The sequence below is a fragment of the Pseudomonadota bacterium genome (assembly GCA_037200975.1).
Lineage (GTDB): Bacteria > Pseudomonadota > Gammaproteobacteria > Steroidobacterales > Steroidobacteraceae > CADEED01.
The window spans coordinates 2,080,494-2,105,112 of the sequence record JBBCGI010000001.1 but is presented as its reverse complement, the minus strand read 5'-3'; the positions used below and the strand labels follow the sequence as shown (position 1 = coordinate 2,105,112).

Below are 24,619 nucleotides of genomic sequence, written 5' to 3'. Positions count from 1 at the left end.
CCCGGTCAGATGCCGCCGACGCAGACGTACTTGAGTTCGGTGAATTCCAGAATTCCGTACTTGGAGCCCTCACGTCCGGCGCCGCTCTCCTTGATGCCGCCGAAGGGCGCGACTTCCGTGGAGATGAGGCCCGTATTGAGGCCCACGATGCCATATTCGAGCGCTTCGGTGACCCGCCAGGAGCGAGCGAGATCTCGCGTATAGACGTAGGCCGCGAGACCGAACTCGGTGTCGTTGGCGAGGCGGATGGCTTCTTCGTCGGAATCGACGCGGAACAGCGGGGCGACCGGGCCGAAGGTTTCTTCTTTCGCCAGGATCATCTTGCTGTTGACGTTGGTGAGCACGGTCGGCTCGTAGAACGTGCCGCCGAGTGCATGGCGATGGCCGCCGGTCGCGACCGTCGCGCCCTTGGCCTTCGCATCCGCGATGTGCGCTTCGACCTTGGCGAGTGCCTTGGCGTCGATCAGCGGCCCCTGGTCGGTTTCGCCCTTCAGGCCATCCCCCACGCGCAGCTTCTGCACGGCCGCGATGAGTTTCTGCGTGAACGGGTCGTAGACCTTCGAATGCACGATGAAGCGGTTGGCGCACACGCAGGTCTGGCCCGTGTTGCGGTACTTGCTCTGGATGGCGCCGGTGACCGCGGCGTCGAGATCGGCATCCTCGAGCACGAGGAACGGCGCATTGCCGCCGAGCTCGAGCGCGACCTTCTTGACCGTGGCCGCGCACTGCGCCATGAGTAGTTTGCCCACCGCGGTGGAACCCGTGAACGACAACTTGCGGACCTTGTCGTTGCCGGTGAACTCGCCGCCGATCGCGATGGCGTCGCCGGTGACGACGTTGAACACGCCGGCCGGAATGCCGGCGCGCCGCGCGAGCTCGGCCATCGCGAGTGCGGAGAAGGGGGTCTGTGGCGCCGGCTTGATGACGATGGGGCAGCCGGCCGCGAGCGCCGGGGCGGCCTTGCGCGTGATCATCGCGGCCGGGAAATTCCATGGCGTGATCGCGGTGACGACGCCGATGGGCTGGCGCAGCACCATGATGCGTTTGTCGGGCTGGTGGCCGGGAATGAGGTCGCCGTAGATCCGTTTGCCTTCCTCGGCGAACCACTCGATGAACGATGCCGCATAGGCGATCTCGCCTTTCGATTCCGCCAGCGGCTTGCCCTGCTCGGCGGTCATGATGACGGCGAGATCGTCGACGTTGGCCATCATGAGGTCGAACCAGGTGCGCATCAGGCGCGCGCGCTCGGCGGCAGTTTTCTTCGCCCAGGCGGGCATGGCGGCGTGCGCGGCGTCGATCGCACGGCGCGCTTCCACGGCTCCCATGTTGGGCACCGTGCCGAGCGATACGCCGTCGGCGGGATTGCGGATCTCGGTAGTTAGTCCGGAAGCGGCCGGCGCCCACTCACCGGCGATGAAGCCGCGTTCCTTCCACAAGGTCGGGTCTTTGAGCTGGATCACTTTTTCTCCATTTGCGCGGTCAGGAACGCGTGGGTGCGCTCGAGCGCCAGCCTGGCGCTCGCGGCGTCGTAGCTGCCGCGTTCCTCGCAGTTGAAACCGTGGTCGGCCGGATAGAGATGGAATTCGCCCGTAGGGTCCGCGGCGCGGATCTTCTCTATGTCGGAGGCCGGGATATATGGGTCTTTCTCGCCGAAATGGTAGAGGACCGGGCGGCGCGGCGATTTCGCCAGGTGATCCTTGATCTGGCCGCCGTAATACGACACCGCGCAGGCGACCGGCAGCTCGCAGGCCGCGAGGTAGGCGAGAGTGCCGCCCCAGCAATACCCCACGACGGCGACTCTTCCCGCGTGTTTGACGACATTGATCGAGGCCGCCATGTCGAGCAGGGTTTTTTCCTTCGGGATCTGCAGGCGATAACCGCGGCCCTCCTGGACTTCCTTCTCGGAATAACCGAGGTCGATGCCGCGGCGGACGCGGTCGTACAAACAAGGCGCGATGGTGACGAAGCCCGCAGCGGCGTAGCTGTCGGCCACACCGCGGATGTGGCGGTTCACGCCGAAGATCTCCTGGGCGATCACGACTGCGCCGCGCGCCGCACCCGGAGGCGCCGCGAGCCAGGCGTTGAATTCATGACCGTCGCGGGCCATGAGGGTCGTGAATTCACCCATTAGGGCGGCTCCATTGATGAGAGGTGCGCATTGTACGGCGAGCCGTGGGGACGACTTCTACCCCAAAGGTATTATTCGTGGCGTAAGGAGGCGCCCATGAAAACGCTATCGATTGTCCTGTTGTTGCTGGCGGTTGCGCGCGCGGATGCCGGCGAAAATCTTGCCGAGCTCACCGGGCAGGTGCGCGCCACGGAGATTGCGTTCGCGAAGACACTGGCGGACCGCGACGTGAAGGCCTTCACGCGCATGATCGCGCCCGACGTCATCTGGCTCGCCGACACGACGCTGCGCGGGCCGTAGCAGGTGCTTACGCGCTGGCAGAAATACTTCGATGCGCCGACAGCGCCTTTCTCGTGGACCCCGGAGATCGTCGAAGTGCAGGAGGGCGGCACACTCGCGCTCAGCAGCGGTCCGGTGTTGAGCCCAGAGGGCAAACGCATCGCCACCTTCACGTCCATCTGGCGCCGCGAGGCCGGTGGCGAATGGCGGATCGTCTTCGATCGTGGCAGTCCGGTCTGCGCTGAATGATGCATGGCGACTGACTACCCCGTCACGATGGCGATCCGCGTGTTGCGGCAGCACAAGGTGGAATTCACGCCGCACCTGTATGTGTGGGAGGCGCGCGGTGGCACGGCTGCGTCGGCGCTGCATCTCGGCGTCGACGAACACGTGGTCGTGAAGACGCTGATCTTCGAAGACGACGCGAGGAAGCCGCTGTGCATCCTCATGCACGGCGATCGCGAGGTGTCGGCGAAGAATCTCGCGCGGCAACTCAAGCACAAGAGCGTGGCGCCGTGCGCTCCCGAGGTGGCGGACCGGCACTCCGGCTACCAGGTCGGTGGCACCTCGCCGTTCGGACTCAAACGCGCCATGCCCATCTACTGCGAGAGATCGATCGGCGATCTGCCGCGTATCTACATCAACGGAGGCGCGCGCGGCTTCCTGGTCGGGATGTCGGCGCAGGATCTGCTGAGGGTGTTGAAGCCGGAGCTGGTCGACGTCGCGATCGCCTGAATCAGTGTCAGGAAACTGCTTTCACCACGCGATTGTCGAGTGTGCCGAAGATGTTTTGGTTGTCGGCGCCGGTCATTTCGATGGACACGCGATCGCCGAACTGCAGGAACGGCGTGCGCGGCGCGCCATGTTCGAGCTGTTCCAGCATGCGTTTCTCCGCGAGACAGCTTGCGCCCAGGCTGCGGTCGTAGTTCGAGACCGTACCCGAGCCCACGATGCTGCCCGTCACGAGCCGGCGCGTTTTCGTCACGTGCGCGATCAGCTGCGCGAAGCTGAAGGTCATGTCGACGCCAGCGTTGGGATGGCCGAAATCCCGGCCGTTGATGCGGCTCACTAGCGGCAGGTGGACCTTGCTGTCTTTCCACGCGTCGCCGAGTTCATCGGGTGTCACCGCTACCGGGGAAAACGCTGTCGCGGGTTTGGACTGGTAGAAGCCGAAGCCCTTGGCAAGTTCACCGGGGATCAGGTTGCGCAACGACCAGTCGTTCACCAGCGCGAGCAGCTTGATGTGGCTCGCGGCGGCGCGGGCGTCCGTTCCCATGGGCACGTCGTCGGTGATGACAGCGATCTCGGCTTCGAGGTCGATGCCCCAGGCGGCGTCGCCGAACGGCACGTCGTCGCGCGCGCCTAACAAGTCGTCGGAACCGCCCTGGTAGACCAGCGGGTCGGTCCAGAAGGTGGCCGGCATCTCCGCGCCACGCGCCTTGCGCACCAGCTCCACGTGATTGACGTACGCACTGCCGTCGACCCAGTGATAGGCGCGCGGCAGCGGGGCCGCGCATTGCGCCGGGTCGAACGGCATGACGTCGGCGTTGCCGGGCTGCGATTCGAGCACCGCGGCGCGGGCCGCGAGCCGCGGCGCCAGCGCCTGCCAGTCGTCGAGCGCCGCCTGCAGCGTCGGCGCGATGCCCGGCACCGGCAGGCAGCGCGTGAGATCGCGGCTAACTACCACCAGGCGGCCGTCGCGGCCGCCGTGCCTCAGGCTGGCGAGTTTCACGTGGCGGACTTCCAGCTGTCGACGTAGGCAGGCCATTCGATCTGCGCCGCGGCGGGAGCGATCTCGAGTGCGTCGCGCGTGTCGATCATCACGGCGTATTCGTCGGTCGCCGGCTTGGCCTGGTTGAACACGTTCTTCAGCGCCTTTGGATGCGGGCCGTGCGTGAAGCCGCCCGGATGCATCGTGATCATTCCGGGGTGGATGTTGTCGCGGCTGAAGAAATTGCCCGCGTGGTAGAAAATGACTTCGTCGTAGTCGTCGTTGTTGTGGAAGAACGGCACTTTCATGGCGCCCGGATCCGATTCGAAGGGCCGCGGCACGAACGTGCAGACGACGAATCGATCGGCGACGAAGGTGGTGTGCGCCGAGGGTGGCAGGTGATAACGATGGCTCATGAGCGGCCGCAGATCGCGCACGTTGATGCGCGCGACGCACAGGTCGCCATGCCAGCCCACCGCATCGAGCGGATTGAATGGATAGGTGACGGTGGAGATGGCGTTGCGGCGCTTCACCTGCACGCGCCATTCCGTTTCGCCCTGGCTGTCCTTGAAGAGCTCGTCGATACGCGGCGTGTCGAGCATGGCGGCATCGAAGATGGCGTGCGGGCCGACCAGCCCCTTGTCAGGCAGGCGGAACGAGTTGTTGGTGGCTTCGATCAGCAGCGCGCGCAGTGGCTCGGCGCATTCGACGCGCCACATCGTGCCGCGTGGAATCAGCAGATAGTCGCCGGCTTCGAAGGAAAGATGGCCGTAGTCGCAGAAGAATTCGCCGCGACCGGAATGTACGAACAGCAGCTCATCGCCGTCGGCGTTTCGAGCGAGCGCCGGCATGTTCCGCTCGCAACGCCAGAAGCGCAGGCGGATGGAGGCGTTGTGCAGCAGCTCCGGCGCGGACCATGGCGAGGGCGCGTCGCCTGTGAGTTTCGTGCAGTCGAAGGCGTGGGGCCGCAGCGGCCCTTCGAAATTCGTCCAGCCGGTCGGAGGATGGCGGTGATATAGGTGCGCGGCCGGGCCGAAGAACCCTTCCTTGCTGATCTCGCGCTCGTACGTGCCCGCCGGCAAGTCGGCATGCGCCTGCCGGGAGGCCTGGCCTTCAACCTTGGGGAACTGGACGTAGCGCTTCATGAACCACCTCGCGCGTGCGGGCGGTCAATTTAGTTTCATCTGAAACCAATTGGAAGGGCCTAAGTCGGTGCCGGGTGAGACTTGCGGGAATTCGAAAGAATTCCCGCAAGTCTCACCCGGCACCGACTTAGGCCTTCTCGAGGATCGCGACTACGCCCATGCCGCCGGCGGTGCACAGGGAAATCAGGCCGCGTCTGGCGGTCGGGGACTCCGCCAACTGTTTGGCCAGCGAGGCGACGATACGCGTGCCGGTGGCCGCGAACGGATGGCCGATCGCCACGCTCGAGCCGTTCACGTTGAGTTTCGAACGGTCGATGCTGCCAAGCGGCCGGTCGAGCCCGAGGCGTTCCTTGCAGTATTCGGGCGATTCCCACGCCTTGAGCGTGCACAACACCTGCGCCGCGAAGGCCTCGTGGATCTCGTAGAAATCGAAATCCTGCAGCGTGAGACCGGCGTCCTTGAGCATCGAGGGCACGGCGTAAGCGGGCGCCATCAGCAGCCCCTCCTTGCCGGTCACGTAGTCCACCGCCCACTGCTTGCTGTAGCTGAAGTACGCGAGCACCGGCAGGTTGCGCGCGCGCGCCCAATCTTCGCTGGCGAGCAACACCGCCGAGGCGCCGTCGGTGAGCGGCGTGGAATTGCCCGCGGTCAGCGTGCCCTGGCCGCTGCGCCGGTCGAACACCGGCTTGAGCGTGGCTAACTTCTCGAGCGTGCTGTCCGCGCGCACATTGTTGTCGATCTTCAGGCCCTGGTACTCGCTCACCACCAGGTCGCTGAAAAAGCCGCGCGCCCAGGCGGCGCCGGCGTTGACGTGCGAGAGATTCGCGAGCGCATCCTGGTCGGCGCGCGAGATCTTCCAGGTCTTCGCCATCTGCTCGCAGTGTTCGCCCATCGAAAGCCCGGTGCGCGGTTCCAGCACGCCCGGCATCACCGGTTTGAAGTGCCGCGGCCGCAGACCGAAGAACGGCTTGATCTTCTGCCACGCGCTGCGCCCGCGAAATGCGCGCAGCAGCAGTTGCTGGTATTCGCGCGAATAGACGACGGGTGGATCGCTGACCGTATCGAAGCCGCCGGCGATGCCGGAGTCCATCTGTCCGAGCGCGATCTTCATCGCCACCGAGATCGTGGCATCGAGGCCTGTACCGCAGGCGCGCTGCATGTCGAGCCCTGGCGTGGCGGGATCGAGCCCCGACGACAACACACACTCGCGCACCAGGTTGAAGTCCTTGGAGTGCTTGAGCACCGCCCCGCCCGTGACGTCGCCCAGGCGTTCGCCTGCGATGCGGAACTTCGCCACCAGCGCCTGCAGCACCGCGGTGTACATGTCCTGGTTGCCGACGCGCGAATAGGCGCCATGGCCGCGCGCGAAGGGGATGCGCATGCCGCCGACGACGGCGACACGGCGAACGTTTGATCCGACCAGCATGGTGCGACTCCCGCGGAAAGGCGGCGGCTAGGATGCCACGCGGCGGGCGCGCCGCGAAGAACCGCGGCGCCTCATCGTCATGGCCTTGCGCTTCGTCGAGTACCCGGCGCATTCCAGCGCGATTGCCGGGATTCGATGAGCAGTCAAGCGATACCGGCCTGCTACCATCGGCCACCATGCGCAAGTACCTCGTCTTGTTAGCAGCGGCGCAGCTCGGCGCCTGCGCCAGCGCGCCGCGATCCGTCTCACCCGATGCCGCGCTGAACGCGCTGGTCGAGGAATACTTCGATCGTTCGCTCGAGCTGTCGCCGATGGATGCCACTTCGATCGGCGATCCGCGCTTCGACGACCGTCTCGACGAAACCACTACCGCGGGTTTTCGCGAGCGGCTGCTCGCGAACGATCGCGCCTATCTCGATCGCGCGCGGCTCATCGACGCGGCAAAACTTTCGCCCGGCGCGCGCATCACCTGGGAAATCTTCACCGGCGAACGCGAGCTCGCGCTCGAAGGCCAGAAATACCCTGAAGAGCTGCTGCCGCTCAACCAGATGAGCTCGCTGCCCATCGATCTTGCGGTGTACGGCTCCGGCAGCGGGCCGCAGCCTTTCAAGGACGCGCGCGACTACGACCGCTTCCTCACGCGCCTGCGGCAGTTTCCGCGCTGGGTGGATGGTGCCATCGCCATGATGCGCAATGGCATTTCGCGCGGCATCACATTGCCGCGTCCGGCGATGGCCAAGGTGGTGCCGCAGCTGCGCGAGATCGTCACTGCGAAAGTCGAAGACAGCGTCTTCTGGCGGCCGCTCGCGGACCTGCCCGCGGCGATCGGCGCGCGGGATCGCGGCCGCATCGTCGCGGAATACCGGCGCGCCCTCGCGGCCGAAATCCTGCCCGCCTACGCGCGGCTCGCCGATTTCATCGAACGTGACTATCTACCCGCGGCGCGCGCGACGGTGGGCTGGTCCGACCTGCCCGACGGCGCGAACTGGTATCGCTGGCGCATCCGCCGCGCGACCACCATGGACATGCCGCCCGAGCAGATCCACGCGCTCGGGCTCGCCGAAGTGGCCCGTATCCGCGGCGAGATGCTCGCGGTGAAGGAGCAGGTGGGTTTCAACGGCGATCTGGCCGCATTCTTCAAGTACCTCGAGGAAGATCCGCAGTTCTACTTCGGCAGCGAAGCGGAGTTGTTAGGCGCCTATCAGGAAGTCAAGCGCCGCGTCGACGGGCTGCTGCCGAAGCTGTTCGCGGATTTTCCGCAGGCGGACTACCAGATCCGGCCGGTCGAGGCGTTTCGCGCCGCATCCGCCGCCGGCGGCTCGTACCAGGCGCCCTCGGCCGACGGCAAGCGGCCCGGTATTTTCTACATCAACACGTTCAACCTGAAGGCACAGCCGCGTTTCGGCATCGAGACCCTGTCGTTGCACGAAGCCTCGCCCGGCCATCATTTCCAGATCTCCATCCAGCAGGAGTTGACCGGCCTGCCGCGTTTCCGCCGCTTCAATGGCTACGTGTCGTATTCGGAAGGCTGGGCGCTGTATGCCGAATCCCTCGGCAAGGAGCTCGGCGTGTTCACGGATCCCTATCAATGGTACGGCCGGTTGTCGGATGAAATGCTGCGCGCGATGCGGTTGGTGGTCGACACCGGGCTGCACGCGAAGGGCTGGACCCGCCAGCAGGCCATCGACTACATGCTCGAGAATTCCACGCTCACCGAAAGCGACGTCACCGCCGAAGTCGAGCGCTACATCGTGTGGCCCGGCCAGGCGCTCGGATACAAGTTGGGCCAGCTCCACATCAGTGCGTTGCGCGCGCGCGCCGCGCAGCAGTTAGGCGCCGATTTCGACGTGCGCGAATTCCACAGCCAGGTGCTGCGCGACGGCGCCGTGCCGATGGATGTGCTGACCGCGAAGATCGACCGCTGGATCGCCTCGAAAGGCAAACCGCGCGCGGTCAAATGAGGGGTGCCGGGAAGGGGGTTCGGGGGTTCGCCGGGCGCAAGCGCAAGGCGAATGCAAACAGCCGCGAACCCCCGAACCCCCTTCCCGGCACCGCTACTTGTTGTAGCCGTAGCCGAGCGACTCGATCTCGACCACGACGCCGCCCTCGAAGCGCACGCGTTGCATGAGCTTGTTAGGCCCGAGGTTGTACACCCAGGCCTCGACGGGAATCTCGATGAAATCTTCGCCGATGTAGTACGGCCGCCCCTGCGTCCAGATCACCGGCCGGCGGAATACGCTGCGTTGCGTGATCACGTCGTCGGGCTCGCCGCATTTCGCGGCGACCTCACCGCGCGTGTCGCCCTCGCTCACGATCTTCGTGCCGCAACGGAACGCGAACGCCGGGGAAGTGGCCAGGAACCCAAGGACGATGAGCAGCGCGGCGCGTTTCATGCCACGAAAATATGCCCATTTCGCTTAACGGACAATGAACGAACGTCCGCTGCTACGATGGCCGCGACATAACGAACTTTTCCGGCGGCAGGCGGCACTCACTCTTCATGGGTACGGCGAAGCGATGGACTGCGGCAGGCCTGGTTCTGGCACTCGCCACCGCTGCGAGCGCCTGGGGCGCCGATTTCGAGCTGACCGCCGCTGAAACGCAGCGTCTCGCAGCCCGGCAAATAGTCATTCGCGCTAATCTCGATTCCGGGCAACGCAAGGGCACGGTGCGCGCGGCCGTCATGATCGATGCCGCGCCTGCCGTGGTGTTCGGGATGATGACGCGATGTGCGGACGCCCTGCAGTACGTGCCGCACCTGCGTGTCTGCCGGCTGCGCGAGCAGGCGGCGGATGGCAGCTGGATGCTCATCGAGCACGAGGTCGATTTCGGCTGGTACTCCCCGCGCGTGAAATATGTCTTTCGCGCCGACCTCGTCCCCGACCGCAGCATCGAATTCCGTCAGGTCCACGGCGACTTCAAGGCCAACGAAGGTGTCTGGCAGTTCGAGCCGGATGAGACCGGGCAGCGCACCCTGCTGCGTTATCGCGCCTACATCGATCCACCCGCCTTCATTCCGAACTGGCTGGCACGCTCGACCTTCAAACGCGAAATGCCCCAGATGCTGACCGACCTGCGCAAACGTTGTGAGGCCGAACAGGTCCGGAATACCCGCGAGAGCGCCTCTCCCCATTGACCGATTGCGCAACCTCACCGGGTACCGGCAAGATGCCGCCCCTTCATGAGAGCCGCCATCGACCGACAGTTCGAACAGACGCTCGCGGCGCTCATCAACAGCGGCGAGCCGCAGATCATTCAGGGCGGCCGCAAGGGTCTCGAAAAGGAATCCCTGCGCGTCACGCCCGACGGCCACATCGCGCAGACACCGCATCCGGCGGCGCTCGGCAGCGCGTTAACCAACGAACACATCACCACGGACTACTCCGAGGCGCTGATCGAGCTGGTGACGCCCACCTTCCGCACCAGCTGGGAGTTGCTGCAGTACCTGCTCGACCTGCATCAGTTCGTCTATCAACATCTCGGTGACGAGCTGTTGTGGGCCACCTCGATGCCGTCGATTCTCGACGGCGATGCCAGCATCCCCATCGCGCAGTTCGGCAAGTCGAACATCGGGCGCATGAAAACCGTTTACCGCGAGGGCCTGGGCGTGCGCTACGGCCGCATCATGCAGGCCATCTCCGGCGTGCACTACAACTACTCGTTCCCCGAGAAGATGTGGGACCCGTGGGCCGACGTCGTGCAGTCGCGGATGCGCGGGCAGGCATTCATCTCCGAGCGTTATTTCCACCTGCTGCGCAACTACCGCCGCCACGGCTGGCTCGTGCTCTATCTGTTCGGCGTATCGCCGGTGGTGTGCAACTCCTTCCTGCGCGGCCGCAACGTGACATTGCCGCGCCTGTCGAAGGACACTTCGTACGAGCCGTACGCCACCTCGCTGCGCATGAGCGATCTCGGTTATCGAAACCGCAACCAGGCGGGCCTGTCGGTCTCGGTCAACAGCCTGGACGAATACGTTCGCGACCTGTCGCGTGCCATCAGCACGCCGCATGCGCCGTACGAGAAGTTAGGTGTCGAGGTGAACGGCGAATACCGGCAGCTCAACGCCAACATCCTGCAGATCGAGAACGAGTACTACAGCTTCATCCGTCCCAAACGCGTGGCTCGCTCGGGCGAGCGCCCGACCAAGGCGCTGCTGCGCGCCGGTGTGGAATACGTCGAGGTGCGGGCGCTCGACGTGAGCGCGTTCGACCCGGTCGGGGTCAACCAGAACAAGCTGCGTTTCCTCGAAGTGTTCCTGGCGCTGTGCCTGATGAAGGATTCGCCGCCGATCGAGGTGTCAGAGCAGGACACGCTCGATGCGAACCACGTGACGGTCGCGCGCCGCGGCCGCGAGCCCGGGCTCACGCTGACGCGCGATGGGCGGCCCGCATCGATGCAGTCGTGGGCGCGCGAGCTGCTCGATTCGATGCAGGGCATCGCCGAGATCTTCGATCGGGGCGATGCGGCCAAGCCCTATTCGGCGGCGCTGGCGGTCCAGGCGGCGAAGATCGAGAACGTCGCTTTGACGCCTTCCGCCCGGATGCTGAGCGAGCTCGAGAGCACCGGCGAGTCGTTCTTCGACCTCGCCTTGCGCATGTCGAAGCTCCACAAGGAGTATTTCCTGGCGCTGCACGCGCCGAATGTCGAGCGCCAGGCCGAATTCAGGGCCGAAGCTGATGAGTCCCTAAGGGCGCAATCGCACATCGAGGCTTCAGATCGGATGTCTTTTGCCCAGTACCTGGCCGAGTACTCGGCGGGATAAAACTGTGACGCAAGTCTAAGTCTTGACATATGTGCGAAATCTTGTTCTCGGAGCCTATCCTTTAACAATCGGCGGATTAGAATCCCCGCCAGAAGACCGAAAGGTCCACAGCTTCAGGGACGGATAATGAAAACCAAGAATCAGAGCGAGCAGGACCTGCTCGACTTGGGTAACTCGAACGCAGCAAACGAAGATGGGATCTCGCCCGCCGTTCAGCGTGAGATCGCGACTCCGGTGCGCAAGCAGGCCTGGAGCCCGTACGAAGTCTGGCGCACGCGCGTGAAGACACATTCCCGTCCCCATCCGCTGGATTCCGCGCCGCGTTAATCGCGCCTCTCGCGGCAGTTGCACGCCAGCCGCCGAACACATACAAAGCTCCTCTCGATCAGCGAGATCCACAGGGTCAGGACGTATGGCGCCCACGAAAATATCGTCGCCAAGTACTTCGGACGCGGCGCGTCTGCTCGCGACGGGTTTTCGTTTCCTGCGTTTTCCCGAACCGCTCGAAAGTGAATACCAGACCGGGCATCGCAAGCGCCTGCACGGCTGGAACCGCATCGCGATCATCGTGTCGGCCTGCACCGTCGTAGGTTTCGCGATCCTCGATCACTTCGTGCTCTCCTCCGAGCACTCGCGCATCACCAATCTGGTCCGCTTCGGCATGCATGTGCCCGCCGTCGTCCTCATGCTGGTGTTCACAACCCAGCGTTTCTACGATCGCTGGTACGAGCTCGGCATCACGATCATCGCGCCGCTGTTTGGCATCGGCACCGTGATCATGTCCGCGTTCTCGCCAGCCGGCGAAGTGCCACTGGTCGGCGGCCGGCTGCTGCTGGCGTCGTTCTTCTTCTACTTCATGATCGGTCTGGGGCTGCGCGCCGCCATCCGCGCCAACCTGATCGTGTTCGCGGCGCTGGTGATCGCGTTTCTCGCCGGCACCATGCCGACCGCCACGGCCACTTACCTGATGTTTACGCTGTTCACCGCGAACCTGGTCGGCTGCGCCGGTTCTTACGCGCTCGAACACGCAAATCGCACCGCCTTCCTCGAACACCGGCAGCTCACCGAGGTCGCGACTCACGACGGCCTCACCGCGTTGCTCAATCGCGCCGCCTTCGAAGACCAGATCCGCCGCGTCTGGCAACAGGCGCAGCGCGATCGCCAGACGGTCGCGGTCATCATGATCGACCTCGATTGCTTCAAGGCCTACAACGACAAATACGGCCACATCGCCGGCGACGATTGCCTGCGCCGGGTGTCGAGCGCGTTGCGCGATGCCGCGCGCCGCCGGCCGCTCGATTTCGTCGCGCGTTACGGCGGCGAGGAGCTCGTGGCCGTGTTGTACGGCGCCGATAAAGCCTATGGTGAAAGCATCGCGCGCGGGCTGCTCACGGCGGTGCGCGAGCTGCGGATTCCGCACGCCGGTTCCGTTGCGCAGCCCTACGTCACGGTGAGCGTCGGCGTGGTGTCGGTGGATGCCTATCGAGTGGCCACACACGATGCCGCCGTCGCGTTGGCGGACCAGGCGCTGTACGCCGCCAAACACCAGGGCCGCGATCGTTTCGTGGGCGTCGAACATGGCGCCAACAAGGCAGATCCGGCCGCGACCGCGGTGCTGCCGCTGCGCGAAGTCTCCACGGCCTAACTAGTCTGCTGACGGTAGATCGCGACCTCGCGAACGCCGTCCGAGCTGCGCCGGCCGCGGAACATTCCCTCGCTGTTGAACTCGAGCACGATCTTGCCGCGAGTGTCGATCGCGATGACGCCGCCGTTGCCGCCGAGCGCCGCCATCTTTCCAAGCACGTTGTCGACCGCGGTCTGTAAAGGCGCTTTCAGGTATTCCACCTGCGCGCTGATGTCGTGGGCCAGCACGCTGCGGATGAAGTATTCGCCGTGGCCCGTAGCCGAAACCGCGCAGCTGGCATTGTTTGCATAAGTCCCCGCGCCGATCACGGGCGAATCGCCGACCCGGCCCCAGCGTTTGCCCGTCATGCCGCCGGTGGATGTGGCCGCGGCGAGATTTCCCTTGTCATCCACTGCCACGGCGCCCACGGTGCCGAAGGCCGCGAGTTCGTTCTCGCGCGTGACGATTCCGCCGAGCAGCCGCTGCAATTGCTCCTGGCGCACCGGCGTGCGGAAGTATTCGTTGGAAACCAGTTCGACCGCCTGCGAGCGCGCGAAATCTTCGGCGCCTTCGCCAACCAGCATCACGTGCGGCGACTTGTCCATCACCAGCCGCGCCAGTTCGATGGGATTCTTCACGTGCCTGAGGCCGGTGACCGCCCCGGCGCCCAAGGTCCTGCCGTCCATGACCGAGGCATCTAGCTCGGCCACGCCATCGCGATTCAGCACCGCGCCACGTCCCGCGTTGAACAACGGATCGTCTTCGAGCATGCAGACTGCCGCGATCGCCGCATCGAGGCTCGAACCGCCCCTTTCGAGAAGGCCATAACCCGCGTCGAGTGCGGCCTCGAGACCGGCCAGGTACTCGCGTTCCTGCTCCGCGCGTAGATCGCCGCGCGCCAACACGCCGGCGCCACCGTGAATTGCGATTGCGAACATGCCTTCTCCTCGAATCCGCACAACCCAAGTGCATGCGAGCGTCACCAGCACCGAAATTGACGGCGGATTGGCCTGGCAATTTCGATAAGATTCCGCGTCCGGGGAATCATATTAGAAGAAGCCATTCATGCTGACTCGCATCCGCAGCCTGCTGGTCGCCAATCGCGGTGAAATCGCGATTCGCGTCATGCGTGCCGCCAACGAATTGGGCATCCGCACCATCGCGATCTACTCGCAGGAAGACCGCTTCTCGCTGCATCGGACCAAGGCCGACGAGGCGTACCTGGTGGGGCGCGGCAAGGCGCCGGTCGATGCCTACCTCGACATCGAGGACATTCTGCGCATCGCCGCCGAAGCGAAGGCGGATGCCATTCATCCCGGCTACGGTTTTCTTTCCGAGAATCCCGATTTCGTCGAGGCCTGCAACCGCGACGGCGTGATCTTCGTCGGCCCCACGCCCGACATCATGCGCACGCTCGGCAACAAGGTCGCCGCGCGCAATCTGGCCACCTCGGCGGGCGTGCCGGTGATGCCCGCGACTCCGCCGCTGCCGGCGGACATCGAGACTTCCAAGCAGCTGGCCGCGCAGGTCGGTTATCCCGTCATGCTCAAGGCGAGCTGGGGTGGCGGCGGGCGCGGCATGCGCGTCATCGAGAGCGACGCGCAGCTGACGGAGCTGCTGCCGGTGGCACGCCGCGAAGCCAAGGCGGGGTTCGGCAACGACGAGGTGTATCTCGAAAAGCTGGTGCGCAAGGCGCGGCACATCGAAGTGCAGATCCTCGGCGATACCCACGGCAATCTCGTACACCTGTTCGAACGCGACTGCACCGTGCAGCGGCGCAACCAGAAGGTGGTCGAGCGCGCCCCCGCGGCATTCCTGACCGACGCGCAGCGCGCCGAGTTGTGCGGTTACGCGCTGCAGATCGGCCGCGCGGTGAAATACCGCAACGCCGGCACGGTGGAATTCCTGCAGGACGCGGAAACCGGCAAGTTCTACTTCATCGAGGTCAATCCGCGCATCCAGGTCGAACACACGGTCACCGAGGCCGTGACGAACATCGACCTGGTGAAGGCGCAGATCCGCATCGCCGATGGCGCGAAGATCGGCGACGAAGCGAGCGGCGTTCCGAAGCAGGAGGACATCCACCTGACTTCGCACGCGCTGCAATGCCGTGTCACGACGGAAGATCCGGAGAACGGCTTCTCGCCTGACTACGGCAAGATCACCGCGTATCGTTCCCCGGCGGGTTTCGGCATCCGGCTCGATGCGGGCACGGCGTATGCCGGCGCCATCCTCACGCGTTCGTACGACTCCATGCTGGTGAAAGTGACCGCGTGGGCGCCGAATCCGGTCGAAGCCATCGCGCGCATGCATCGCGCGTTGTGGGAATTCCGCATTCGCGGCGTCGCCACGAATCTGCGCTTTCTCGACCAGGTGATCACGCATCCGAAGTTCGCGCACGCCGAATACACGACCAAGTTCATCGACGAGACGCCCGAGCTGTTCAAGTGGGAAAAGAAGCGGGATCGCGCCACGCGCGTCCTGTCGTTCATCGGCGAAACCATCGTCAATGGCAATCCGGAAGTGAAGGGGCGCCTGAAGCCCAAGAGCATGGTGCTGGCGCGCATGCCGAAAGTGAACGTCGCAAAGGCGCCGCCACCCGGCACCAGGCAGAAGCTCGAGGAGCTCGGCGCGGCCGGTTTCGCGCAATGGATGCTCGCGCAGAAACAAGTGCTGATCACCGACACGACGATGCGCGACGCGCACCAGTCGCTGCTGGCGACACGTATGCGCCAGTCCGACATGGCGGCCATCGCGCCTTACTACGCGCACATGTTGCCGCAGCTGTTCTCGGTCGAGTGCTGGGGCGGCGCCACGTTCGACGTCGCGATGCGCTTCCTCAAGGAAGATCCGTGGTCGCGCCTCGAGCAGCTGCGCACACTCATGCCGAATCTGCTGCTGCAGATGCTGCTGCGTTCGTCCAATGCCGTGGGGTACACCAACTACCCGGACAACGTCGTGCGCGCGTTCGTGAAACAGGCGGCGGCTTCCGGCATCGATGTGTTCCGCGTGTTCGACTCGCTCAACTGGGTCGACAACATGCGCGTCGCCATCGACGCGGTGCTCGAGACCGGCAAGCTGTGCGAAGCGGCCATCTGTTATTCGGGCAATCTCTCGTCGCCGAACGAAACCAAGTACACGCTCGACTACTACCTCGAGATGGGCCGCAAGCTGAAGGCCGCCGGCACACACATCCTCGGCATCAAGGACATGGCGGGCCTGTGCCAGCCGAACGCGGCGTTCATGCTCGTGAAGGCGCTCAAGCAGGAGCTTGGACTGCCGGTGCACTTCCACACGCACGACACGTCCGGCATCGCGGCGGCGAGTGTGCTCGCGGCGGTGGCCGCGGGCTGCGACGCCGTCGACGGCGCGATCGATGCCATGTCGGGTTTCACGTCGCAGCCGAACCTCGGCTCCATCATCGAAGCGCTGCGGTACAGCGAACGCGATCCGGCCATCGACCACGGCGCCGTGCGCGCCATCTCGATGTACTGGGAGCAGGTGCGCAAGAACTACCTCGCGTTCGAGAGCGACATGCGTGCCGGCGCCTCCGAGGTGTACGTGCACGCGATGCCCGGCGGGCAATACACCAATCTCAAGGAGCAGGCACGTTCCGTCGGCCTCGACGATTCGCGCTGGCCCGAGGTGTCGCAGGCGTATGCCGATGTGAACCAGATATTAGGCAACATCGTGAAGGTGACGCCGTCCTCGAAGGTCGTGGGCGACATGGCGATCCTCATGGTGTCGTCCGGGCTCACGAAGGAACAGGTCATCGACCCCGCCTTCGAAGTCGCGTTCCCCGAGTCGGTGGTGCAGATGATGCGCGGCGACCTGGGCCGGCCCGAGGGCGGCTGGCCCGAGGGCATCCAGAAGAAGGTGCTCAAGGGGCAGAAGCCGCTCGAACAGCGGCCGGGCGCGCTGATGGCGCCGCTCGACCTGGTGGCGGAACGCAAGAAGCTCGACGAGAAATTGGGCCGCGCCGCGACCGACACGCAGTTCGCGTCCTACCTCATGTATCCGAAGGTTTTTCTCGACTACGCCCGGGACCGCACGGCATACGGCGACCTCGCCATCCTGCCGACGCCGGTGTTCTTCTACGGCATGGAGCCGGGCGAAGAGGTCAGCGTCGACATCGAACGCGGCAAGACGCTGATCGTGCGCTTCGTGGCGATGTCCGAAGTACGCGACGACGGCACGCGCCAGGTGTTCTTCGAGCTGAACGGCCAGCCGCGTTCCATTGTCGTGACCGACAAATCGCAGGTCGCCAAGCGGCCGCCGCAGCGCAAGATGGAAGCGGGCAATACGAAACATGTGGGCGCGCCGATGCCCGGGACCATCGCCACCGTGAAGGCCGTGGTCGGCGCGAAAGTGGCCAAGGGCGATCTGCTGCTGACCATGGAAGCCATGAAGATGGAAACCAGCGTACGCGCCGAAGCCGACGGCACCGTGGCCGAAGTGCTCGCAAAGCCGGGCTTGCAGGTCGATGCGAAGGACCTGTTAGTCGTTCTTTCGTGACAGCATCGTGAAAAGTGCGGGCGGCCTGAGAATTTCTCATCGGCCGTTCGACATTTGATCGCACCGTGATGGCGCGAGCGGGGAAATCGCGCGCACCAAGCGTGCGGCGGCCGACGGAGTTCGCAACTTCCGCTTCTGCAATGGAAACGCGCGCCGCGTTTGCTTACGGTCGCGCCCATGAAAACTTTCAATGACAAGGTCCGCCTTCGATTTGCCGCCGTTCTCTCATGCCTGTTCCTTTCGGCGTCGGTGCCCGCCGGCGCAGCCGGGGGTGATTCCGGCGTAACGGGTGAGGAACTCGCGGTGTGGAGCGTGATGGCGGCAACCATCGCCAGCGACAACGCGGATCGTCCTTACAAGCTCTGGTACTTCAAGTCGGACTTCAGCGCCGCGAATTTCATCTCGATCGCGATGGACGATCCGGACCGCGAGGAATTCTGCGGTCTTTCCGCGCAGGATTCGCAGGCCATGCTCGAGCAGCTCAAGGCGGTCGGCGCGGCGCCGGTCGTGCTGGAAGAAGCCACCGCGGAATTCGCCGGTTTCAGGCTGGCGCGCAAGAAGAACCCACGCATGCGTTATTTCGCGATGTCGCGTGTGGTCTTCAATCCCACGCTCGACAGCGCCTGGCTCTCGATCGAGCTCAACGGCGAGCGCGGTTCCATCGCGCGGCTGGACAAGGTCGACGGTGAATGGAAGCGGACTTCGCGCTGCGGCGCCTGGTACATGCCGGAGGGGAATTCCGCGGATGAACCCCTGCGGCTCGAGAGCCGGGTTCTCGGTCAGCGCAAGCGGTAGAGCCGTCTCATCGCGGATCTGATGTCAGCAGGCGCGTGCACGGACTCTGCGCGAACAACTCGGCCACCCAGTCGACGAACACGCGCACTTTGGTCGACAGATGCCGGTTGGCGGCATACAGCACGTGCACGGGCAGGGGCTCGGGTTGCCAGCTCTGCAATACCGGCACCAGCTCGCGCGTCGCGCCACTGGCCGAAACCATGAACGAGATGATCTGCCCGAGTCCGAGGCCGGCGCGCAGGGAGGCGAAGTGCGCGGCGGAATCGTTGACCGCGACGCGCGGATTCGGCTGGATCTCGATACGTTTGCCGTCGCGCTGAAACAGCAGCGGCCGCATCCGGCCGCTGCGCGGAAAGAAATAACCCGCCAGCGTATGGCCGGATTCGAGATCGGTGGGGTGGCTCGGCATCGCATGGGTTTCGAAATACGCGGGCGTCGCGCAGGTGAGCCAGCGCAGATCGCCGATGCGCCGCGCCACCAGCGACGGTTCGAGCAGCGGCCCGCCACGGATCACGCAGTCGACATTGTCGCCAATGAGATCGGCGGGGCGGTCGCTGACGCCGCATTCGACGGCGATGTCCGGATACCGCGCGAGGAACGCCGGTAGCGCCGGCAGGATGATGAACGTGGTCACGGCGGCGCCGGCGTCGATACGCAACCGGCCGCGCGGCTTTTCCTTGGCGTGCGTCACGCTCGATTCGATGTCCTCGAGATCGCCCAACAACCTCACGACCCGTTCGTAGTACGCCGAGCCGTCGGGCGTGACGCTCACGCGGCGCGTGGTGCGATTGAGCAGCTTGATGCGCAGATGATTCTCGAGGCCCTGGACGAGCTTCGTGACCGTCGGCTTCGGGATGCGCAGCGAGTTCGCGGCATTCGTGAAAGTGCCGGAGTCCACGACGCGCACGAAGACGCGCATGGCGAGCATCTGGTTGAAGCTGGACGGAGCGATTGGCATCGGGTCGATTATTCCCTATTGGGAATAAAGTTGTCACTTGTGGGCTATTTATCGCCACCGGCATAGCTAATAACTTGGCTGCAACGCGAATCCACGCGCCAAATCATCGAATGAAAGGAATACGACCATGACCAAGAAACTCACAGGAAAAGCCGCCCTGGTAACCGGCGGTGCGCGCGGAATCGGCGCGGCCATCGCCCGCTCACTGGCCGACGACGGCGCGGACGTGGCGATCAGCTACGTCAGTTCGCCCGACAAGGCGAAGGCGCTGGTGCGCGAGCTGCAGGACAAGGGCGTCCGCGCCGTGGCCTTCAAGGCCGACCAGGGCAAAACCGCCGAGGTGGCGGAGCTCGTCAACAAGGTTGCCGAGCATTTCGGCCACCTCGACATCCTCGTCAACAACGCGGGCGTGTTCATCACAGGTCCGGTCGGCAGCGTGACGGTGGAAGACGTGGAGAAGCAGTTCGCGATCAACGTCGGCGGCGTCAATGCCGCGGTGCGCGAGGCGGCGAAGCTCATGAAGGACGGCGGGCGGATCATCTCGATCGGCTCGATGGGCGGCACGTCGTCGCCCTGGCCGGGCATCGCCGACTACTCGGCGACGAAGGCGGCGGTCGCCGCGTACACGCGCGGCTGGGCGCGCGATCTCGGGCCCAAGGGGATCACCGTCAACGTGATCGAGCCGGGCCCGATCGACACCGACATGAACCGCGACGACGAGCGCGACTTCGTGCAGGTATTGAAGGGCGGCACGGCGCTCGGCCGTTACGGCAAGCCGGAGGAAATCGGCGCGACCGTCGCGTTCCTGGCGAGCAAAGGCGCGAGCTACATCACCGGCGCGACCATCGCGGTGGATGGCGGCTACAACGCCTGAGGCGGCTCTAACTATCCCGCGCGGCGGGCCGGGGCACGGGCTCCGGCCGCGCCGCCGGCGCGTTCAGCCCGCGTCGCGCGAGCGCAGGTAGGTGTACATCGCGCGCACTTCATCCGCACTGAGCGGCGAAAAGCGCGCCCGGGCGGTCTCGCCCATCAACGGAAGTTTGCGGTCGCCGAGCGCGACGCCTTCCAGCATCAGGCGCGCGAATTGTTTGTCGGTGTACGTTTTCGCGACCGCAAGCGGTGGCGATTGAGCGAGGGCGTCGCCGTTCAGGTCCTGCCCGTGACATTCGCTGCACAGGTTCATGACGAGGTAGCGCCCGCGGCCCACCGGATCCGCGGGATCGACCGGGATCTGCGATTCATTCAGCTCGGCTACTTCCCGCGCGCTCGATTTGAAATCGCCCTTGGCGACGATCATGCGGCCGAGCGGACGCATTTCGGTTGCGCCGCTGATGCCGCCGCGCGCCGGCACCGCGCGCACGTAAGCCAGGATGCGGCCGAGATCCTCATCGTTCATGTGGGCGAACATGCTCGCCGGCATGAACCAGGTGCTGGTGCCATCGCGCCGCACGCCGCCGCGGATCAGGTTGACGAGATCCGGATCGCTGTACTGGGGCACGGCGGTGGTCACGTTCGGCGCGACGAATCTCACCAGGTTCGGAATGTCGAGCGGCACGGCGCCCGCGAGATTTTCGCCATGGCAGTGCATGCAGCCACGCATGCGGGCGAGACGTTCACCTTCGGCGATCGACGCTGCATCGGCGGGTATGGCCGGCACCTGCGGAGCCGCCAGCGTGAAGCGGTGATCGAACTCCGCCTCGGAGGCGAAATAGATCCACACGCAGCCCACCACGGCGACCACGACCAGGCCCGCGACCACGAATCCCGTCCACTGCAAAAACTTTTTCATACGTTGCAACCACAAGATGTTGACAATCCATCGACGAAAAACACAACATCTTGTCGTGCATCGGTTCGCGCGTGAGCGCGATGAAAAGGGAACACGGTCAGAGGAGATTCTTGAAAAAGAGTTCCGCGAATCCGTGGCTGCCCCCGCAACTGTAGACCGCGAGCGATTCTTCGCAACCCCTTTCGGGGGTTGTTAGGCCACTGGGAGCCGCAGGGTTCTTGGGAAGGCCGGAAGTTCGTGACCGAGCGGTGAGCCAGGAGACCTGCCGGGCACACTTTAGACTTCTGAACGGACGGGGTGTGCCGGCAGCAGCGTTGAAGCTTTCTGCCGTCCGCAGAATTTCGCGCCGCTCCGCTCTCTCCGAAAAAACAGGGAGAGAGCGATGTCTACACCGGCGGCGGCAGATGGAATTTCCGGACATACGCGCGCGAAAAAGCGCGCTCCTCGCAAGATCACCGGCGTCACGCCGCTCACTCCGGGCAGCGACGGGGCGAAGGCGGCACGCGCCGCCATCGAAGTGAAGACCGACCCCTCCCGCGACGCGCTGCTGACGAATTTCGGCCGCGCCACGTTGCAGGACCGCTATCTACTTGCCGGCGAAACCACGCAGGACCTGTTCGCCCGGGTCGCGCGCGCCTATGGCGACGACGCCGCGCACGCGCAGCGGCTGTACGACTACATGTCGAAGCTGTGGTTCCTGCCGGCCACGCCCATCCTCAGCAACGGCGGCACGTCGCGCGGGTTGCCTATTTCCTGCTTCCTGAATGCAGTCGAGGACAATCTCGACGGCATCGTCGGAACGTGGACGGAAAACGTCTGGCTGGCCTCGAACGGCGGGGGCATCGGCACGTATTGGGGTGGAGTGCGTTCCATCGGCGAGACGGTGAAGGGCTGCGGCCAGACCTCGGGGATCATCCCGTTCGTGCGCGTGATGGATTCGCTCACGCTGGCGATCTCGCAGGGATCGCTGCGCCGCGGCTCCGCGGCCGTCTATCTGGATGTGCATCATCCCGAGATCGAGGAGTTCATCGAGATCCGCAAGCCCTCGGGAGACTTCAACCGCAAGAGCCTGAACCTGCACCACGGCATCTGCATCACCGACGAATTCATGCAAGCGGTGCGCGATGACCTGCCGTTCGCGCTGCGCAGCCCGAAAGACGGCGCAGCGCTGCGGACGGTGTCGGCGCGGCACCTGTGGCAGAGGATTCTCGAGACGCGACTGCAGACCGGCGAGCCCTATCTGCTCTTCAGCGACACGGCCAACAACCACCTCAGCGCACACCAGCGCGAACTCGGCCTCAAGGTCCGTCAGTCGAACCTGTGCAGCGAGATCCTGCTGCCCACGGGTGTGGATCATCACGGCAAGGCGCGCACCGCGGTGTGTTGCCTGTCGTCGGTGAACTTCGAGACCTGGGACGAGTGGAGCGACGAGCCGCGGTTCATCGAAGACGTGCTGCGCATGCTCGACAACGTGCTGCAGGAGTTCATCGACCACGCGCCCGCGAGCATGGACAGCGCGAAGTACTCCGCCGCGCGCGAGCGATCGGTAGGCCTCGGCGCGATGGGTTTCCATTCCTACCTGCAGAACAACGGGCTGCCGTTCGAAAGCGCGCTGGCGCGTGCCGCCAACCTGCGCATGTTCAAGCACCTGCGCCGCGAGGCCGATGCCGCCTCGCGCGTGTTGGCCGAAGAACGCGGCGCCTGCCCGGATGCCGCCGAGCGCGGCGCGCTCGAGCGTTTCAGCCACAAGCTCGCGATCGCACCGACCGCCAGCATCTCGGTGATCTGCGGCGGCACCAGCGCCTGCATCGAGCCGATCCCGGCGAACATCTACACGCACAAGACGCTGTCGGGATCGTTCAGCGTGCGCAATCCGGCGCTGGCGAAATTGTTCGATTCCAAGGGGCTCAATGTCGAGGAGACCTGGCAATCGATCCTCGCGCACGAGGGATCGGTGCAGCATCTCGAAGGTTTGACCGATGACGAGAAATCCGTATTCCGCACCGCGTTCGAGATCGATCAGCGCTGGGTCATCGAGCTCGCGGCGGATCGCGCGCCGCTGATCTGCCAGGGCCAGTCGTTGAACCTCTATCTACGCAGCGACATCCACAAGTGGGACCTGCTGATGCTGCACTGGACGGCCTGGGAGCGCGGCGTGAAGTCGCTGTACTACTGCCGCTCGAAGAGCGTGCAGCGCGCCGGGTTCGCCGGCGTGGAGGCCGACAACACGCGGGTCCTGGCGGTCAAACCGCTGAGCCCCGAAACCGACGATGCGAAATACGACGAGTGCCTGTCATGTCAGTGAAGAGATAAGAGATGGTGCCGGGTGGGGAAAGTGGGGAGAGCGTTCCCACCCGGCTTGCAGCATCCAACCCCTTCAACGCTCTCCCCACTTTCCCCACCCGGCACCATCCACCATGCAAATCGAACTGCTCAACAAACCCGGCCTGCTCACGCCATCGCGCAGCTACAAACCGTTCCGTTACCCGTGGGCCATCGAGTACTGGCGCCGCCAGCAGCAAATCCACTGGATGCCGGAGGAGATCCCGCTCGGCGAGGACTGCAAGGACTGGAACAACCGCATCACCGATGCCGAACGCAACCTGCTGACGCAGGTGTTCCGCTTCTTCACGCAGGCCGACGTCGAAGTGCAGGACAACTACATGGAGCGCTACGCGCGCGTATTCCGCCCCACCGAGATCAAGATGATGCTGGCGGCGTTCGCCAACATGGAAACCGTGCATATCGCAGCGTACGCGCTGCTGCTGGAAACGCTCGGCATGCCGGACAGCGAGTTCACCGCGTTCATGGACTACGCGGCGATGCGCGACAAACACGACTATCTGCAGGGCTTCGGCGTCGAAACGGACGCCGACACGTTGCGCACGCTCGCCGTGTTCGGCGGCTTTACCGAGGGGCTGCAGCTGTTCGCGAGTTTCGCCATCCTGTTGAACTTCCCGCGGCACAACAAGATGCGCGGGATGGGACAGGTGGTCTCGTGGAGCGTGCGCGACGAAACCCTGCACTGCGAGGGCATCATCCGGCTGTTCCACACCTTCGCGCAGGAAACCGGTGCGCTGACGCAGTCCGTCAAGGATGACATCGTCGATTGCGCCCGGACCGTGGTGAAGCTCGAGGACCGGTTCGTCGATCTCGCCTTCGAGATGGGACCGATCGAAGGGTTGTCCGCCGCGGAGATCAAGGCCTACATCCGCTACATCGCCGACTGGCGCCTCAAGCAGCTGGGGCTGCCGCAGGTGTACGGCGTGAAGGAACATCCGCTGCCCTGGCTCACGGCCATGCTGAATGGCGTCGAGCATGCGAACTTCTTCGAGACGCGCGCCACCGAGTACGCGAAGGCCGCGACCGGCGGCGCGTGGCACGGCGACGAGGGCGCGTGGGGGCTGTTCGACCGGCGGGTGGCGCGGCGTGGGCAACTGGAGCTCCTGCCCGGTAGTTGATCGGCGGATAGATAGATGCCGTGAAC

22 protein-coding genes and 1 riboswitch are annotated in these 24,619 nt (G+C 64.8%); of the genes, 13 read left to right on the top strand and 9 right to left on the bottom strand.

Annotation, left to right across the window (positions count from 1 at the left end):
* Positions 1-5 precede the first annotated feature (5 nt).
* Positions 6-1,460, bottom strand: a complete 1,455-nt coding sequence (locus tag WDO72_09290; GenBank protein MEJ0085865.1) for an NAD-dependent succinate-semialdehyde dehydrogenase — start codon at positions 1,458-1,460, stop codon at positions 6-8.
* Positions 1,457-2,128 carry a dienelactone hydrolase family protein gene (locus tag WDO72_09285; GenBank protein ID MEJ0085864.1) on the bottom strand — a complete coding sequence of 224 codons (672 nt, stop codon included), beginning with the start codon at positions 2,126-2,128 and terminating at the stop codon, positions 1,457-1,459. Before WDO72_09285 ends, WDO72_09290 begins: the two co-directional genes overlap by 4 nt.
* Positions 2,129-2,224: 96 nt before the next feature.
* On the opposite strand from WDO72_09285, the gene WDO72_09280 reads away from it, so the two are divergent.
* From WDO72_09280 to WDO72_09270, 3 genes are read left to right on the top strand one after another with little or no spacing between them, the layout of a single operon-like run.
* Positions 2,225-2,428 (top strand): hypothetical protein, encoded by a 204-nt coding sequence (locus WDO72_09280; GenBank protein MEJ0085863.1) that lies wholly within the window; start codon positions 2,225-2,227, stop codon positions 2,426-2,428.
* Positions 2,429-2,431: 3 nt separating this feature from the next.
* Positions 2,432-2,656: a hypothetical protein gene (locus WDO72_09275; GenBank protein ID MEJ0085862.1), complete on the top strand. Its 225-nt coding sequence runs from the start codon at positions 2,432-2,434 to the stop codon at positions 2,654-2,656.
* Positions 2,657-2,659: 3 nt separating this feature from the next.
* The gene (locus WDO72_09270; GenBank protein ID MEJ0085861.1) at positions 2,660-3,142 is read left to right on the top strand and encodes an aminoacyl-tRNA deacylase; all 483 of its coding nucleotides are present in this window, start codon (positions 2,660-2,662) and stop codon (positions 3,140-3,142) included.
* 7 nt (positions 3,143-3,149) lie between these two features.
* On the opposite strand, the gene WDO72_09265 is transcribed toward WDO72_09270, so the two are convergent.
* From WDO72_09265 to WDO72_09255, 3 genes are all read right to left on the bottom strand, one after another.
* A complete protein-coding gene (locus WDO72_09265; protein ID MEJ0085860.1) occupies positions 3,150-4,139 on the bottom strand; it encodes a fumarylacetoacetate hydrolase family protein in 990 nt (329 codons plus the stop codon).
* Positions 4,136-5,263, bottom strand: coding sequence for a homogentisate 1,2-dioxygenase (locus WDO72_09260; GenBank protein MEJ0085859.1), 1,128 nt, complete (start codon positions 5,261-5,263; stop codon positions 4,136-4,138). Before WDO72_09260 ends, WDO72_09265 begins: the two co-directional genes overlap by 4 nt.
* A gap of 127 nt (positions 5,264-5,390) precedes the next feature.
* Positions 5,391-6,689: an acetyl-CoA C-acetyltransferase gene (locus tag WDO72_09255; GenBank protein MEJ0085858.1), complete on the bottom strand. Its 1,299-nt coding sequence runs from the start codon at positions 6,687-6,689 to the stop codon at positions 5,391-5,393.
* Positions 6,690-6,865: 176 nt separating this feature from the next.
* Here WDO72_09255 and WDO72_09250 point away from each other — a divergent pair, with 176 nt between their 5' ends.
* Positions 6,866-8,650 carry a DUF885 domain-containing protein gene (locus WDO72_09250; GenBank protein ID MEJ0085857.1) on the top strand — a complete coding sequence of 595 codons (1,785 nt, stop codon included), beginning with the start codon at positions 6,866-6,868 and terminating at the stop codon, positions 8,648-8,650.
* Positions 8,651-8,743: 93 nt separating this feature from the next.
* Here WDO72_09250 and WDO72_09245 read toward each other — a convergent pair whose 3' ends face one another.
* Positions 8,744-9,082 (bottom strand): DUF2845 domain-containing protein, encoded by a 339-nt coding sequence (locus WDO72_09245; protein MEJ0085856.1) that lies wholly within the window; start codon positions 9,080-9,082, stop codon positions 8,744-8,746.
* Between the two features lie 107 nt (positions 9,083-9,189).
* Here WDO72_09245 and WDO72_09240 point away from each other — a divergent pair, with 107 nt between their 5' ends.
* The 4 genes from WDO72_09240 to WDO72_09225 all read left to right on the top strand — a co-directional run bounded on the left by WDO72_09240 (position 9,190) and on the right by WDO72_09225 (position 13,096).
* Positions 9,190-9,825 carry an SRPBCC family protein gene (locus WDO72_09240; GenBank protein MEJ0085855.1) on the top strand — a complete coding sequence of 212 codons (636 nt, stop codon included), beginning with the start codon at positions 9,190-9,192 and terminating at the stop codon, positions 9,823-9,825.
* A gap of 45 nt (positions 9,826-9,870) precedes the next feature.
* Positions 9,871-11,451: a glutamate--cysteine ligase gene (gene gshA / locus WDO72_09235; protein MEJ0085854.1), complete on the top strand. Its 1,581-nt coding sequence runs from the start codon at positions 9,871-9,873 to the stop codon at positions 11,449-11,451.
* Positions 11,452-11,577: 126 nt separating this feature from the next.
* The gene (locus tag WDO72_09230; GenBank protein MEJ0085853.1) at positions 11,578-11,778 is read left to right on the top strand and encodes a hypothetical protein; all 201 of its coding nucleotides are present in this window, start codon (positions 11,578-11,580) and stop codon (positions 11,776-11,778) included.
* Between the two features lie 85 nt (positions 11,779-11,863).
* On the top strand, positions 11,864-13,096 hold the full coding sequence (locus WDO72_09225) for a diguanylate cyclase (GenBank protein MEJ0085852.1): 1,233 nt from the start codon (positions 11,864-11,866) through the stop codon (positions 13,094-13,096).
* Here the strand turns inward: WDO72_09225 and WDO72_09220 are convergent.
* The gene (locus tag WDO72_09220; protein ID MEJ0085851.1) at positions 13,093-14,013 is read right to left on the bottom strand and encodes an isoaspartyl peptidase/L-asparaginase; all 921 of its coding nucleotides are present in this window, start codon (positions 14,011-14,013) and stop codon (positions 13,093-13,095) included. The genes WDO72_09225 and WDO72_09220 overlap by 4 nt on opposite strands.
* Before the next feature lie 127 nt (positions 14,014-14,140).
* Between WDO72_09220 and WDO72_09215 the strand changes: the two genes are divergently transcribed.
* Together WDO72_09215 and WDO72_09210 are read left to right on the top strand one after the other, a co-directional pair.
* Entirely contained in the window at positions 14,141-17,590 is a 3,450-nt protein-coding gene (locus tag WDO72_09215) for a pyruvate carboxylase (protein ID MEJ0085850.1), read from the top strand.
* Between the two features lie 177 nt (positions 17,591-17,767).
* On the top strand, positions 17,768-18,385 hold the full coding sequence (locus tag WDO72_09210) for a hypothetical protein (protein MEJ0085849.1): 618 nt from the start codon (positions 17,768-17,770) through the stop codon (positions 18,383-18,385).
* Between the two features lie 7 nt (positions 18,386-18,392).
* Here the strand turns inward: WDO72_09210 and WDO72_09205 are convergent, their stop codons facing one another.
* Positions 18,393-19,343: a LysR substrate-binding domain-containing protein gene (locus WDO72_09205; GenBank protein MEJ0085848.1), complete on the bottom strand. Its 951-nt coding sequence runs from the start codon at positions 19,341-19,343 to the stop codon at positions 18,393-18,395.
* Between the two features lie 127 nt (positions 19,344-19,470).
* Here WDO72_09205 and WDO72_09200 point away from each other — a divergent pair, with 127 nt between their 5' ends.
* A complete protein-coding gene (locus tag WDO72_09200; protein ID MEJ0085847.1) occupies positions 19,471-20,217 on the top strand; it encodes an SDR family oxidoreductase in 747 nt (248 codons plus the stop codon).
* 63 nt (positions 20,218-20,280) lie between these two features.
* Here the strand turns inward: WDO72_09200 and WDO72_09195 are convergent, their stop codons facing one another.
* Positions 20,281-21,132 carry a c-type cytochrome gene (locus tag WDO72_09195; GenBank protein ID MEJ0085846.1) on the bottom strand — a complete coding sequence of 284 codons (852 nt, stop codon included), beginning with the start codon at positions 21,130-21,132 and terminating at the stop codon, positions 20,281-20,283.
* A 44-nt stretch (positions 21,133-21,176) separates the two neighbouring features.
* A riboswitch (cobalamin riboswitch) is annotated at positions 21,177-21,417 on the top strand.
* 97 nt (positions 21,418-21,514) lie between these two features.
* On the opposite strand from WDO72_09195, the gene WDO72_09190 reads away from it, so the two are divergent.
* Together WDO72_09190 and WDO72_09185 are read left to right on the top strand one after the other, a co-directional pair.
* Positions 21,515-23,437: a ribonucleoside-diphosphate reductase subunit alpha gene (locus WDO72_09190; GenBank protein ID MEJ0085845.1), complete on the top strand. Its 1,923-nt coding sequence runs from the start codon at positions 21,515-21,517 to the stop codon at positions 23,435-23,437.
* A 112-nt stretch (positions 23,438-23,549) separates the two neighbouring features.
* On the top strand, positions 23,550-24,593 hold the full coding sequence (locus WDO72_09185) for a ribonucleotide-diphosphate reductase subunit beta (protein MEJ0085844.1): 1,044 nt from the start codon (positions 23,550-23,552) through the stop codon (positions 24,591-24,593).
* Positions 24,594-24,619: the final 26 nt, after the last annotated feature.